This window comes from Streptacidiphilus anmyonensis (assembly GCF_000787855.1).
GTDB lineage: Bacteria > Actinomycetota > Actinomycetes > Streptomycetales > Streptomycetaceae > Streptacidiphilus > Streptacidiphilus anmyonensis.
Window position 1 is genome coordinate 30,416 of the sequence record NZ_BBPQ01000049.1, and the last position, 13,797, is coordinate 44,212.

The 13,797-nt window shown below is 72.7% G+C and carries 11 protein-coding genes; 6 read left to right on the forward strand and 5 right to left on the reverse strand.

Annotated elements, in window-relative coordinates:
• Together TR50_RS30405 and TR50_RS30410 are read left to right on the forward strand one after the other, a co-directional pair.
• Nucleotides 1-1,103 (forward strand): sensor histidine kinase (locus tag TR50_RS30405; protein WP_042429486.1); only part of this gene is annotated, 1,103 nt, incomplete at its 5' end.
• Nucleotides 1,100-1,738 carry a response regulator gene (locus tag TR50_RS30410; RefSeq protein ID WP_042429488.1) on the forward strand — a complete coding sequence of 213 codons (639 nt, stop codon included), beginning with the start codon at nucleotides 1,100-1,102 and terminating at the stop codon, nucleotides 1,736-1,738. The genes TR50_RS30405 and TR50_RS30410, both read left to right, overlap by 4 nt.
• A gap of 117 nt (nucleotides 1,739-1,855) precedes the next feature.
• Here the strand turns inward: TR50_RS30410 and TR50_RS30415 are convergent, their stop codons facing one another.
• The 4 genes from TR50_RS30415 to TR50_RS30430 form a co-directional block, all read right to left on the reverse strand.
• Nucleotides 1,856-3,295: a class I adenylate-forming enzyme family protein gene (locus tag TR50_RS30415; RefSeq protein ID WP_042429491.1), complete on the reverse strand. Its 1,440-nt coding sequence runs from the start codon at nucleotides 3,293-3,295 to the stop codon at nucleotides 1,856-1,858.
• A gap of 308 nt (nucleotides 3,296-3,603) precedes the next feature.
• The gene (locus TR50_RS30420) at nucleotides 3,604-4,260 is read right to left on the reverse strand and encodes a 4'-phosphopantetheinyl transferase family protein (RefSeq protein ID WP_042429494.1); all 657 of its coding nucleotides are present in this window, start codon (nucleotides 4,258-4,260) and stop codon (nucleotides 3,604-3,606) included.
• Entirely contained in the window at nucleotides 4,257-5,120 is an 864-nt protein-coding gene (locus tag TR50_RS30425; protein WP_042429498.1) for a metallophosphoesterase family protein, read from the reverse strand. Before TR50_RS30425 ends, TR50_RS30420 begins: the two co-directional genes overlap by 4 nt.
• Before the next feature lie 35 nt (nucleotides 5,121-5,155).
• Nucleotides 5,156-6,079 (reverse strand): ACP S-malonyltransferase, encoded by a 924-nt coding sequence (locus TR50_RS30430; RefSeq protein WP_042429502.1) that lies wholly within the window; start codon nucleotides 6,077-6,079, stop codon nucleotides 5,156-5,158.
• Between the two features lie 256 nt (nucleotides 6,080-6,335).
• On the opposite strand from TR50_RS30430, the gene TR50_RS30435 reads away from it, so the two are divergent.
• The 4 genes from TR50_RS30435 (at nucleotide 6,336) to TR50_RS30450 (ending at nucleotide 12,829) form a co-directional block, all read left to right on the forward strand.
• Complete coding sequence (locus TR50_RS30435) at nucleotides 6,336-7,139, forward strand: carbon-nitrogen hydrolase family protein (RefSeq protein ID WP_042429504.1); 804 nt, start codon at nucleotides 6,336-6,338, stop codon at nucleotides 7,137-7,139.
• 184 nt (nucleotides 7,140-7,323) lie between these two features.
• Nucleotides 7,324-8,952: a flavin monoamine oxidase family protein gene (locus TR50_RS30440; RefSeq protein ID WP_042429531.1), complete on the forward strand. Its 1,629-nt coding sequence runs from the start codon at nucleotides 7,324-7,326 to the stop codon at nucleotides 8,950-8,952.
• A 34-nt stretch (nucleotides 8,953-8,986) separates the two neighbouring features.
• The gene (locus TR50_RS30445) at nucleotides 8,987-9,352 is read left to right on the forward strand and encodes a helix-turn-helix domain-containing protein (protein WP_052441534.1); all 366 of its coding nucleotides are present in this window, start codon (nucleotides 8,987-8,989) and stop codon (nucleotides 9,350-9,352) included.
• Nucleotides 9,353-9,985: 633 nt separating this feature from the next.
• Nucleotides 9,986-12,829, forward strand: a complete 2,844-nt coding sequence (locus TR50_RS30450) for a helix-turn-helix transcriptional regulator (RefSeq protein ID WP_042429507.1) — start codon at nucleotides 9,986-9,988, stop codon at nucleotides 12,827-12,829.
• 121 nt (nucleotides 12,830-12,950) lie between these two features.
• On the opposite strand, the gene TR50_RS30455 is transcribed toward TR50_RS30450, so the two are convergent.
• Complete coding sequence (locus TR50_RS30455) at nucleotides 12,951-13,709, reverse strand: thioesterase II family protein (protein ID WP_042429510.1); 759 nt, start codon at nucleotides 13,707-13,709, stop codon at nucleotides 12,951-12,953.
• Between the last annotated feature and the right edge of the window lie 88 nt (nucleotides 13,710-13,797).

Here is a 13,797-nt window from a genome sequence, read left to right on the forward strand (position 1 = left end):
GGGCGGTGGCGGCGCTGACCCTGGCGGTCCCGTGGTACGCGGGGTTCGGGCGGCCGCTGCTGCTGAACGGCGGTGGCAGGCCCGTGCGCGCCCGGTGGTTCGCCGCCGGGCTGGGCGTCCTCTTCGGCGCCGCGACGCTGCTCGACGTGGCCTCCTCGTTCGCGCTGTTCGCGATCTGTCCGATGCTGCTGATGAGCCTGCCCTCGGGGCCGGGCATCGCGGTGGTGCTGCTGGCCAACCTGGTTCCGCCGATCCTGCTCTGGGTCACCAGCGGCGAGTTCGGCCAGGCCGTGCTGGGTGTCCTGCCGCTCACCCTGCTCGGCATCGCGCTGGCCGTCCTGGTGGGCCTGTGGATCACCCGGGTCGCCGAGCAGAGCCGCGAACGCGCCCTGCTGATCGAGGAGCTGGAGCTGAGCCGGGTCCAGGTGGCCCGGCTCTCCCGGCAGGCCGGCATCGCCGCCGAGCGCGAACGGCTGGCGCGCGAGATCCACGACACCGTGGCCCAGGGGCTGACCAGCCTGATCGCGCTGATCGAGACGGTCGACTCGGAGCTCTCGGACGATCCCGGACTGGCCCGCCGACACCTGGCCCTGGCCGCCCGGGTGGCCGCCGACAACCTGACCGAGACCCGGGGCTTCGTCGCCGCGCTGACGCCGGTGTCGCTGCGCGGGAACTCGCTCGGCGAGGCCGTCCGCCGCCAGGGCGAGGCGCTGGCGGCGGAGACCGACCTGACGGTGCAGTACGCCGCCGAGGGCACCGAGTTCCCGCTGCCGACCGCGGTGAGCGTGGTGCTGCTGCGCGCCGCGCAGGAGGCGCTGGCCAACGTCCGCAAGCACGCCCGCGCCCAGCGGGTCTCCCTGCGCGTCGAGTTCAGCGACGCGGCGGTGCGGTTGCGGGTCGAGGACGACGGCTGCGGCCTGGCAGAGCCGTCCGCCGGTCCGGACGGGCAGCTGTCCGGGTACGGGCTGCGCGGCATGCGGGCCCGCGTCGGCGAGGTCGGCGGGACGGTCGAGGTGAGCGGCGCGCCCGGCCGCGGCACGGTGGTGGAGGTCGTCGTCCCGCTGGTCGCCGCGACGGCGGAGAACACGGAGGAGTCCCGATGAGCGCCGAGCAGCCGATCACCGTCCTGATCGTCGACGACCACCCGGTGGTGCGCGAGGGTCTGTGCGCGATGCTGGAGGCCGCCCCGGGCCTCCGGGTGGCGGGGACGGCCGGCAGCGGCGAGGAGGCGGTGGTGCGCGCGGCGGCGCTCGACCCCGACGTGATCCTGATGGACCTGCGGATGGGCGAGACGGACGGCGCCACCGCCACCGCCCGGATCCTGCGGCACTCGCGCCGCCCCAAGGTGGTGGTGCTCACCACCTACGAGGACGACGCCGACATCCTGCGCGCGGTCGAGTCCGGCGCGGCCGGGTACCTGCTCAAGGGCACCTCGCGGGCGGACCTGATCGACGCGGTCCGGGCGGCCGCGCGCGGCGAGACGGTGCTCTCCCCCGCCGTGGCCGGCCGCCTCTTCCGGGCCCGCTCCCAGGAGCAGCAGCAGACGCCGCTGTCGGGGCGCGAGTGCGAGGTGCTGCGCCTGGTCGGCCGTGGCCTGACCAACGCCGACATCGGCCGCGAACTGCACATCGGCGAGGCGACGGTGAAGACCCACCTGCTGCGGGTGTTCAAGAAGCTCCAGGTCTCCGACCGGACGGCGGCGGTGCTGGCCGCGATCGAACGCGGCCTGCTGGACTGACCTGGTCCGCCCTGGGCCGCCCTGAACCGACGGACCGACCCGGGCGGACGGTCCCGAGCCCGCGCGTCCCGGTACGAGCGTGCTCGGACCGGGACGCCTGCGGCGCCCGGCGCCTCGTCAGGCGGCGTCCTCGCGCTCCGCCGAGCCGGCCGCGGCGGCCTCGGCGAGCTCGGTCATCCGGCGCTTGTCCGGCTTGCCGTTGCGGTTGAGCGGGAACTGCTCCACCACGATCACCCGGTTGGGCTGTTCGTAGGGGGGCAGCAGACCGGCCAGGACCTCCCGCCAGTGCGCGGACTCCCGCTGCTGCTCGTCCTCCACGAAGAAGACCAGGCTGCTGCCGCGACGCTCGTCGGGCAGCGGGACGACCCGGGTCGAGCAGCCGCCGGCGGCCGCCTTGCGCTCGACGATCTCGGGGTAGAGCGTGTAGCCGTTGCGGTGCACGGCGAACTTGCGGCCCAGCACGAAGAGGTTGCCGGCCGCGTCGACGTGGCCGAGGTCGCCGGTGCGGAAGACGCTCTGGTCCACCGGGTCGATGCCGCCGTCCGGGGTCAGGTAGCCGACCATCACGTCCGGCGTCTCGATGAGCAGCTCGCCCACCTCGCCGGCCGGCACCTCGCGGTCCTCGTCGTCCACCACGCGCACCCGCAGCCCGTCCATGACCTGCCCGCAGGCGACGGCGTTGTCGCTGGTCGCGAAGGCCACGTTGCCCGCCTCGGTGCTGCCGTAGCTGTCGAGCAGCGGCAGGCCGAAGCGCTCGACGTAGCTGTCGACCAGCGACTGGTCCAGCGGCGCGGCGCCGCTGCAGAACATCCGGACCGAGTCGAGCGCGCCGCCCAGCACCGGCTTCTGCCGGATGATGCCGAGCATGCTGCGGTAGGTGGCCGGGGTCGCGTCCAGGACGGTGGCGCCGGAGTGCCCGGCCATGCGCAGGGCGCGGTCGGGGCGCTTGTAGGGGGCGATCACCAGGGAGCCCTGGACGATCCAGGCGATCAGGACCATCGACAGGCCGTACTGGTGCGAGAAGGGCAGCAGCGGCAGCAGCACGTCGTCCGAGCAGTGGCCCATGTGGCGGGCGTTGCGCTCGAGGTTGCGCAGCATCCGGCCGCCGTTCTTGACGATGCCCTTGGGCTCGCCCGTGGACCCCGAGGACCACATGATCAGCGCGTCGTCGAGGTCGGACCAGGCGCCGAAGTCCAGCCGGCGGTCCGTCACCTCCAGGTCGGGGGCGGCGGCCAGCAGTTCGTAGAGGTGGACCGGGTCGGCCTCGTCCGGCACGGGGGCGTCGTCGTCCACCAGGACCAGCTTGGTGCCGGCCCGGCGGATGATGGAGGCGGTCGCCTCCTGCTTCTCCTGCTGGTCCACCAGCACCACCGAGGCGCCCAGGTGCATGAGGGCGAACAGGACCGAGACGTAGCTGATCGAGTTGCCGGCCTTGAGCAGCACCCGGGCACCGAGCCCGACCCCCCGCTCACGCAGGACCTGGGCGATCCGAAGGGTGTCCTGCTCGAACTCGGCGAGTGTCACTACGGAGGTTTCCGCGAGGATCTTGGCCGGCATCGGCTCCACTCATCCTTCTCGTACTCGACGGCCACCGCCGGCGCTTCGCACCCGGAAGGCCGGGGAGCGCTCGGAGGGGTTCGGGGCGGGCTGAGCCCGTGCTACCGGAGAGTATCGAGGCCCCGTCAGGGGGCAGAACCCCTATCCGACCCCACCCGCCCCGACCGCTGCCACGATGTGACAGAACGTCAACTTGGCTGAAACAGAAGCAATTCGGCGGACCGGGGCGGCGTCAGGGCAGGCCGGAGCGGCCGAGCGGCCGCAGCAGGCGGACCGAACGGCCTCCGGGCACGCCGGCTCCGGCCCGATCAGCCTCGCGGCACCGTGATCGCCGTCGCCACCAGGCCGTCCACGGCGATCCAGCGGCCTTCGAAGCCCGCCAGCCGACGGCCCTCGGCGACCGGGCCGGGGACCAGCAACCGGGCGGCGAAGGTGCCGTCCGGGTCGAGCGTCAAGGCGGCCTCGGTGAAGTCCAGCATCTTCCTCGCCAGCGGGAACCACGCCTTGTAGACGCTCTCCTTCGCGCTGAACAGCAGCCGGTCGGCGTGCACGGTCGGATCCGCGCGCCGCAGGGCGGCCAGCATCGGCAGTTCCTCGGGCAGTGCGACGGCCTCCAGGACGCCGTCCGGGAGGGGCTCGTCGACCTCGGCGTCGATACCGAGGGTCAGCACCGCCTCGGCCGGGGCCAGAGCGGCGGCGCGGTAGCCGGCGCAGTGGGTCATGCTGCCCACCACGCCTGCGGGCCACACGGGTTCGCCCCGCGGACCGGGCACCAGCGGGACCGGGGCCAGGCCGAGCGCGGCCAGTGCGCGCCGGGCGCAGGCCCGGACGGCGCGGAACTCCTGCTGCCGGCGCGGCACCGAGTGGGCGATGTGCTCGACCTCGGCGGGGAACAGCTCGACGGGCTCGTCCTGGGCACGGCTCTCGTCCACCGTGACGGCCCCGGGGAGGATCTGCTCGATCAACGCTTCGCCGCCTCGGGGAGGATCTGACGCAGTCCGCTCGGCGCGGCGCCGCCCCGGCGACGCCATTCGCGCGGGTAGCCCACCGAGACCTCCTCGAAGCGGACGCCGTCGTAGTGGGTGGTCCGTGGGATGTGCAGGTGGCCGTAGACCACCGCCGCCACGTTGAAGCGGGTGTGCCAGTCGGCGGTGGCGGTGGTGCCGCACCACTGCGCGAACTCGGGGTAGTAGAGGACGTCGGTGGGCTGACGGACCAGCGGGTAGTGGTTGGCCAGCACGGTGGGAACCGCCGGGTCCAGCGCGGCCAGCCGCTCCTCGGTCGCGGCCACCCGGGCCCGGCACCAGGCCTCGCGGCTCGGGTAGGGGTCGGGGTGGAGCATGTACTCGTCGGCGCAGACCACGCCCGTGTCGTGCGCGCGGGCCAGCGCCTGCGCCTTGGTGGCGGTGCCCGGCGGACGGAAGGTGTAGTCGTAGCCGACGAAGAGCGGGGCGATCCGCACCGGGCCGTCGGGGCCGGGCCACACGGGGTACGGGTCCTCGGGGCTGTGCACGCCCAGGCCGCGGCAGAGCTCCACCAGGCGCTGGTAGCGCTCGACGCCGCGCAGTTGGACGGGGTCGGAGGGGTGGGTCCACAGCTCGTGGTTGCCGGGCGCCCACACCACTTCGGCGAACCGCTCCTTGAGCAGGCCGAGCGTCCACTCGACGTCGGCGACGAGCTCGCCGATGTCGCCGGCGACGATCAGCCAGTCCTCGGGCGTCCTCGGCCGCAGCCCGCGGACGATGTCGCGGTTCTCCTCGTAGCTGATGTGCAGGTCGCTGGTGGCGAGGAGGGCGCCGCCCGACGCGGTGGTGCGGTCAGTCAAGGGGTCGTGCCTTTCGGTCGAAACGCTCCGCCACCTCAACTCCTGGGCCGCAGGGCGGACTCCGGTGCGACCGTGGTGGTCGCGAAGTTGTCGACGGTGCACTTGAGACGGCGCAGCAGGCGGTCGCGCCCGACGACGCTGATCCGCCGTACGCCCTGGGCTGCCAGGGTGTCCACGACCCCGGGCCAGCGCATCGGGCGGGTGAAGCCGCCGAGGATCCACTCGCGGGCCTGCTCGGCGGAGGTCACCAGCGAGCCGTCCTGGTCGGAGACGATCGGCAGCAGCGGGTCGCGCAGCCGGTAGCCGCTGAGCACCTCGCGGTCGACCCGCTCGCGCAGCTCGCCGAAGATGCCCGCGTGCGCCGGCGGGCGCATGGTGTAGAGCGAGTAGCCGCCCACCTCGGTGATCCGCCGCTTGAAGCCGGTGAGCGCCCGCTCGCTGAGCGAGACCATGAACATGTCCCGGTCCAGGTACGAGGAGATCTCGAACCACTCGTCGGCGTCGGCCAGTACGGCCAGCAGGGTGTCCAGGGTCTCCGCCGTGACCTTGACGAAGGAGTGGGTGACGATGTCGGTGTGCCGCTCGGCGAAGTAGTCGCGCTCGCAGCGGGCGGTCTCCGCGACGAGGCGCACGGCCTCCTCGAACGGCAGCACGCCCGCGTGGGCGGCGGCGGCCATCTTGCCGAAGCTGACGCCCGCGCAGTGGGTCTCGCCGGACAGCCCGCTCCACTCGACCAGGGCGAGCGACGCCACGAACGAGGTGACCTGGGCGACTTCGGCGTAGTCGTCCTCGCTGACGCGCAGTTCGTCGAAGACGCGATAGCCGAGCACCTCGTCGGCGACCGCGAACAGCTTCCTGGCGGTCGCGTCGACCACCATGAACCGGCCGAAGTCGGCGAATCGCGAGGGGCCCATGGCGGGGAAGACGACAGCGTCGCCGCCCGGCTCAACGATCGTCATGTCAACCCGTCCTGTCGGTCGTCGGCGTCCGTTCGAGCCTATGCACGCCGCCGCCGACCGCCACCCCTGCCCACGCCCCTACCGACCCCTGAGCAGGCCGTCCAGCATGATCCGAGGCTGCCGCAACTGGCCCGCGCTAGGGGGACGTTAGGGGTTGCCCGGAGCCGGGCGTGATCCATTAGCTTCGGTCCGGTAAGTGCGACGCTCCGGATGATTCCGCAGCTCGTGGTTCCACCGGATCCCGAGGAAGCCCGCGATGAGAATTGCTTGCTGGCAGGCCGCGTGCGACTCGCCGAGCGTGCCGCGGCTGCTCGCGCGACTGCGGGAGGCGGCCGGGCAGGCCGCCGAGGCCGGCGCGCAGCTGCTGGTCGCCCCGGAGATGACGGTGGGCGGCTACCCGCTGCGGCCGGCCGCGCTGGCCGAGGCGGCGGAGCCCCTGGACGGGCCGCACGGCGCCGAGGTGGCCCGGATCGCCCGGGAGTTCGGCATCGCCGTGGCCTACGGCTGGCCGGAGGACGACGGGTCGGCGGTCTACAACGCCGTCCGGCTGGTCTCCGCCGAGGGTGAGACGCTGGCCTCCTACCGCAAGGCGCACCTGTTCGGCGAGGTGGACCGGTCCCGGTTCACGCCGGGCGACCAGGGTGTGGTGCGGGTGCGGCTGGGCGATCTGACGGTGGGCCTGCTGGTCTGCTACGACGTCGAGTTCCCCGAGTCGGTGCGCGCGCACGCCCTGTCGGGCACCGAGCTGCTCGTGGTGCCGACCGCGCTGATGCGCCCGTGGGACGTGGTGGCCCGCACGCTGGTGCCCGCCCGTGCCTTCGAGAGCCAGCTCTACGTCGCCTACACCAACTGGATCGGCGAGCGGGGCGGCCTGGACTTCTGCGGGCTGACCACGGTGGCGGCCCCGGACGGCACCCGGCTGACGCTGGAGGAGCCCGTCGAGGGCCTGCTGCTGGCCGAGATCGACCCGGCCGTGGTGGCGCAGGCCCGCGCCGACACTCCCTACCTCCATGACCGGCGCCCCGAGCTCTACCAGGATCTGCCCGGCCCCCTGGGCTGACCTTCCCGAGCCGGGCCCCGAAAGGTGTCCCCAGATGTCCCTGAGTGCCAGTGAGCACCGTGCCGGTGGCTATCCGGCGGCGCTCGACGCACGCGTCGTGCGCGAGGCGCGTGTACGCGACGCGAGCGTACGCGAGACACGCGAACGCGAGGCCCGCGTCAGCGACGTGACCGCGCCGCTGACGATGTTCGGCCCCGACTTCCCGTTCGCCTACGACGACTGGCTGCGCCATCCGGCCGGGCTCGGGTCGGTCCCCGCGCAGCGGCACGGCACACCGGTGGCGGTGGTGGGCGGCGGCGTGGCGGGCCTGGTCGCAGGCTACGAGCTGCTGCGCCTCGGACTGCGCCCGGTACTCTACGAGGCCGGCGAGCTGGGCGGCCGGATGCGCTCGGTGCCCTTCGAGGCCGACCCGGAGTGCGCCGCGGAGCTGGGGGCGATGCGCTTCCCGGTCTCGGCCACGACGCTGTTCCACTACGTGGACAGGCTGGGTCTGCCGACCCGGCCGTTCCCGAACCCGCTCGCCGCCGGCACCCCGAGCACCCTGGTGCACCTGGGCGGCGAGCGGCACTACGCACGGGTCATGGAGGACCTGCCGTCGGTCTACCAGGAGGTGGCCGACGCCTGGGAGAAGACGCTGCGCGACCAGGCCGAGCTGGCGGTGATGGAGGACGCGGTCCGGCGACGGGACACCGCCCTGCTCAAGGCGGTCTGGAACCGGATGGTGCGGACCCTGGACGACCAGTCGTTCTACGGGTTCCTCGCCGCCTCGCCGTACTTCCGGTCGTTCCGGCACCGGGAGCTGTTCGGCCAGGTCGGCTTCGGCACCGGCGGCTGGGACACCGACTTCCCCAACTCGATCCTGGAGGTGCTGCGGGTCGTCTTCACCGGCGCCGACCAGGAGCAGGTGAGCATCGTCGGCGGCACGGGCCGCCTGGTCCAGGGCCTGTGGACGCTGGCCGCCGGTCCGGCGGCGCACTGGCCGGCCGGCACCTCCCTGGCGTCGCTGCACGGCGGCAGCCCCCGCCCCGCGGTCACCGCTCTGCGCCCGGTGGCCGACGGCGTGCTGGTCGAGGACGCCGCGGGTGACCGTGCGACCTATCCGGCGGTGGTCTTCACCCCGCACGTGTGGACCCTGCTGAACCGGATCGAGTGCGACCCTTCGCTGCTCTCCACCGCGCACTGGACGGCCGTCGAGCGGACCCACTACATGGGGTCCTCCAAGCTGTTCGTCCTCACCGACCGGCCGTTCTGGCTGGACCGGGACCCCGTCACCGGCCGGGACGCGATGAGCATGACGCTCAGCGACCGGATGCCGCGCGGGGTCTACCTGTTCGACGACGGGCCGGACCGGCCCGGAGTGATCTGTCTCTCCTACACCTGGAACGACGACTCGTTGAAGGTCGCCACCCTGGACGACGAGCAGCGCCTGGAGGTGCTGCTCGCCCAGCTCCGCGAGATCTACCCCGAGGTGGAGCTGCGCCGGCACATCGTCGGCCCGCCGATCTCGGTGACCTGGGAGACCGAGCCGCACTTCATGGGCGCCTTCAAGGCGAACCTGCCCGGCCAGTACCGCTACCAGCGGCGGCTGTTCACGCACTTCGTCCAGGACGCCTTCCCGCCCGAGCAGCAGGGGCTCTTCCTCGCCGGTGACGACGTGTCCTGGACGGCGGGATTCGCCGAGGGCGCGGTCACCACGGCGCTCAACGCGGTCTGGGGCGTGGTGCGCCATCTCGGAGGTGCCGGCCACCCGGCCAACCCGGGTCCGGGCGACGTCTTCGAGCAGCTCGCGCCGATCCTCCTGCCAGAGGAGTGAGCCGCCGTACGGGGGGATCCGGGGGGCGGCGCCCATGACGCAGTTGGTGAGTGCGACCGAGTCCGCGTGGGTCGAGATCCTGACAGGCCTGGATCCCGAAGGGTTCGAGGAGCTGCTGCGGACGCTGCAGCCGTACGCGGAGGCCGACACGTCGCGCGCGGGACGCCGCTGGACCCTGTCGCTGGCGGACCGGGTCCTGCTGGTCTCGCTGTACCGGCGCGCCAACCTGACGGTGCGCGAGGTCGGGGTGCTGTTCGGGATCTCCAAGTCGGCCGCCGACCGGATCGTCGTCCACCTCGGGCCGCTGCTGCATATGCCACCGCCACGTTACCGGCGTTCCGGTCTGACGGTGCGACTGGAGCCCGCTCACGGCGCACCTCCCAGTAACCAGAAACATTGACCGAAAGTCAATCCGCTCACCGGCGGAAAAAACAAACCGATCGGAGGGCCGATCGGGTCCGATTGGGGGGAATCCCCGGACCCGGTCGGCCTTTGTCGTAAGACTTCCGTAACTACGGGACAACCGTCTTCCGTTGTTCCGCCAATGTGCACGGAACCGCTATCCAGAATGATGAAGTTTTAACAGTCAATCACTCTTCGCAGCGACAGGATAACGGGGCATCGACCTGCGGCTGCCTCCGCCCAGGAATGCCGGATTCCGCTTGCTTCGCCGAGCCTCCGCACCCGATGCCAGCGCTTCATCCTCGTTAATTTCTGATCAGTTCTTTACGGTCGGCGTCGTGTAACGGTCCACAACAGTGTTATGTTCAGGACAGTTGTCCCGTAACTCGGACGGTCCCGACCAAAGGGACCGCCGATACACGGGAACCAGGCCGTCACGCCTCGGCGGGAGTGGCCGAACTTTTCAACGGGGGAAGAGTCTTACCAGCACGCAGCTCGGTCGGCACCTGGCCTTTCGGTAGCCGCCGTACGGAGTGTCCCTCCCCGATGCAGGCCCCGCTCCACGGGTGTCCGTCCACGACGGGACACCACCTGGGCCGGAATCAGGGATCGCGAAGCAAGGAGCAATTACATGACGGGCCGACCCAGCCTCATCGAACGCGCCGAGGAACTGCTCGCCCTCACCAGAATCACCACGGCCGCAGTCCAGGGCGCCGGCTCCGTCGGCCTGGTCGTCGGCCCCGTGGCGAGTGGCAAGTCAGTCCTGCTGAGCGCGGTGTGCGAGCACGCGGGCAGCGCCGGCGCCACGGTCCTGCGGGCCACCGGCGCGCAGGCCGAGCAGCGCACTCCGCTCAGCATCGTCGTCCAACTGCTCCAGCAGGCCCCGCTCAGCGTCGAGCGCAGTGGCCAGGCCCAGCGCCTGTTGGAGGCGGCCACCCGTGCCGCCCGACCCCACGACGCGCCCGACCCGACCGACGGGACCGACGGCAAAGAGGCCGACCCCCACCAACTGCCGGGCCACCTGGTCCAGGCGCTCTGCGCGGTGTTCTTCGAACTCTCGGACTCCGTCCCTCTGCTGATCTGCGTCGACGACGCACACCACGCCGACGCGCAGTCCCTCCAGTGGCTGCTCTTCCTGATCCGCCGACTGGGCTCCGCGCGGATCGCGGTCGTCCTCACCGAGCGCACCGCCCGCCAGCACCCCCAACCCGCCTTCCACGCCGAGCTGCTGCGCCAGCCGCACTGCCGCCGGATCATGCTCGGGCCGCTCACCCACGAAGGCGTGGTCGAGCTGCTCGGGACCCGGCTCGACGACGAGCGGGCCGAGCAACTGGCGAGCCGGGTCGACGCCCTGACGGGCGGCAACCCGCTGCTCGTGCACAGCCTGCTGGAGGACCTGCGCTCCAGCACCCGGCTGCCCTCCGAGCGGCATCCGGCCGGCCTGGGCGGCGGATTCGCCTTCTCCCAGGCCGTGGTCAGCTGCCTGCACCGCAGCGAGCCCGCCGCGCTCGCGGTCGCCCGCGGCATCGCCGTCTTCGGCGACCACGTCTCGGACCACCTGCTCGGCCAGCTGCTCGGTCTCTTCCCCGGCCTGGTGAAGGGCGTCATCGACGGCCTGGACTCGGCCGGTCTGCTGGAGCACGGCCGGTTCCGGCACCCGGCGGTGCGCACCGCCGTCCTGCACGACACCGACGCCGCGGAGCTCAGCCGGATGCACGCGCAGGCCGCCCGCCTGCTCTACGCCCAGGGCGCGCCGGAGCGGGCCATCGCCGAGCAGCTGCTGGCCTCCGACCAGCCCGCCGAGGCGTGGAGCACCCGCGTGCTGTGCGACGTCGCCCGGCAGGCGCTCTTCGACGGCGACGCGGAGCTGGCCCGGCGCTGCGTCGAGCACGCCCACCGCGGCTGTTCCGACGCCCGCCAGCGCGGCGAGGTGCTGACCCTGATGGCAGGCGTCGAGTGGCAGCTCCAGCCCGGCAACGCCACCCGCCTGCTGCCGATGCTCTCCGCCGCGCTGTACGCCGGGGAGTTGGGCGACCGGCACTCGGTGGTGGTGGTCAAGTACCTGCTGCGGCACGGCCGGATCACGGAGGCGACCACCGTCCTCAACCACCTGCTGGCCCAGGACCGTCCGGCCGACGGACGCACCACGGCGGAGCTCCAGACCGTCAGGCTGCAGCTCTCCAGCTCCTACCCGGGCGTGCTGGGCGAGCTGCCTCCCCTCGAGTCCTCCAGGCCCACCAAGGACCGCACCCCCGCGGCGGTGCGCGCCAACCCGCAGCTCCAGGCGGCCACCGCGCTCGACGAGGTGCTGAGCGGCCGGGCCGACGAGAACACCTTCCTGGGCGCCGAGCAGGTGCTGCGCAGCATCGGCCTGACCTACCGGCACTGGGAGCAGGTCGAGTTCGCCCTGCTGGCGCTGATCTACGGCGACCAGCTGGACCGGGCCGCGCACGGCTGCGAGCACCTGCTCAGCCGGCTCGGGCGCGCCACCGAGGGCTGGCGGCCGCCGCTGCTGGCCCTGCGCAGCCAGATCGCCGTGCGTCAGGGGCAGCTGGTCGACGCGGAGCGGTACGCCAAGAACGCGCTGGAGCTGATGCCCTGGCAGGGCTGGGGGGTCAACATCGGCCTGCCGACGGCGACCCTGCTGATGGCGCAGACCCTGATGGGCCGCTACGAGGACGCCGCACAGCTGCTGAGCCGCCCGGTGCCGCAGGCCATCTACCAGACCCGCTTCGGCATGCACTACCTGCACGCCCGCGGCGAGTACCGGTTGGCGACCAACCACCCGCACGCGGCCCTGGACGACTTCCTCATCTGCGGCGAGATGGCGCAGGACTGGGACCTCGACCTGCCGAGCGTGGTGCCCTGGCGCGGCGCCGCCGCCCGGGTGCACCTGCAGATGGGCAACCACCAGCAGGCCAAGGTGCTGATCGACGAGCAGTTCAAGCGGCTCCAGCCGGGCCCCTCGCGCTCGCGCGGCATCACCGTGCGCCTCGGCGCGGCCGTCGCCGAGCTCAAGTTCCGGCCCGGTCTGCTGCGTCAGGCGGTGGACGAGCTGCAACGCTGCGACTCCCGGGTCGAACTGGCCCTGGCCCTGGCCGACCTGGGCTACGCGCACCAGAGCCTGGGCGACCACAAGCGCTCGCGGATCATGATGAGCCGGGCCTGGCAGCTGGCCAAGGAGCACTCGGCCGATCCGGTCCAGCGTGGGTTGTCCAGCATGTTCTCCGACCTGGGCGAGGAGGAGGCGCCGGCGGCCGCGGCTCCCGACGCGGGCGGGCTGAGCGACGCGGAGCGGCGGGTCGCCTCGCTGGCGGCGCTCGGGCACACCAACCGGGAGATAGCCCGCGAGCTGTTCATCACCGTCAGCACGGTCGAGCAGCACCTGACCCGGGTCTACCGCAAGCTCAAGGTGACCCGGCGCTCGGACCTGCCGAGCGAGCTCTGCCTCGCGAGCGGGACGGCGGCCTCCTGACCGCAGCCCCGCTCCTGTCCCAGCGGCCCGGGGCGGTCGGCATCGGCCGACCGCCCCGAGCCGCTCGGCGTGCCGCACGGGTCCGCGGGCACGGCACGCAGCACACCCCGGGGCGCGCCGCTCAGCCGGCCAGCGCCCCGAGCCGGTCGGTGATCTCACCCAGCACCGCCCGCTGGTGGGTGGCCAGGTAGAAGTGGCCGCCGGGGAAGACCCGCAGCGAGAACTCGCCGGTCGTCTCGTCCGCCCACGCCTTGGCCTCCTCGACGGTGGACTTGGGGTCGTCATCGCCGATCAGCGCCACGACCGGGCTGCTCAGCGGGCCGCCCGCCGGGCGCTCGTAGGTCTCGATCGCCCGGTAGTCGTTGCGGATCGCCGGCAGGATCATCCGCAGGATCTCCTCGTCCCCCAGCAGCGCGGTGTTGGTGCCGCTGAGCGACTTGAGCTCGTTCACCAGGCCGTCGTCGTCGCGCTGGTGGACGGACTCGGCGCGACGGGTGCCGGGGCCGCGGCGGCCGGAGGCGAAGAGCACCGCCGCGGGACGCCCGTCGGCCTCCATCCGGCGGGCCAGCTCGAAGCCCAGGATCGCGCCCATGCTGTGGCCGAACAGGGCCAGCGGCTTGTCGTCCAGCGGGCCGAGCGCCCGGTACACCCGGTCCGCCAGCTCCGCGACCGTGCCGATGCTCGGCTCGGAGCGGCGGTCCTGACGTCCCGGGTACTGCGCCGCGAGCACCTCGATCCCCGGGGACAGCGCGGCCGAGACCGGGAAGTAGAAGCTGGCCGAACCGCCCGCGTGGGGCAGGCACAGCAGCCGGACCTTCGCGTCCGGGGCCGGGTGGAAGCGGCGGATCCACAGGTCGTGCTCGGCAGTGGTGGTGGTCATCGGGTGTCTCGTCCTTCTGTCGTCGTGCTTGGCAGTCCGTCGAAGTGGCGGCCGCCCCGACCCGTCGGGGGCGGGGCCGGAGCGGCCG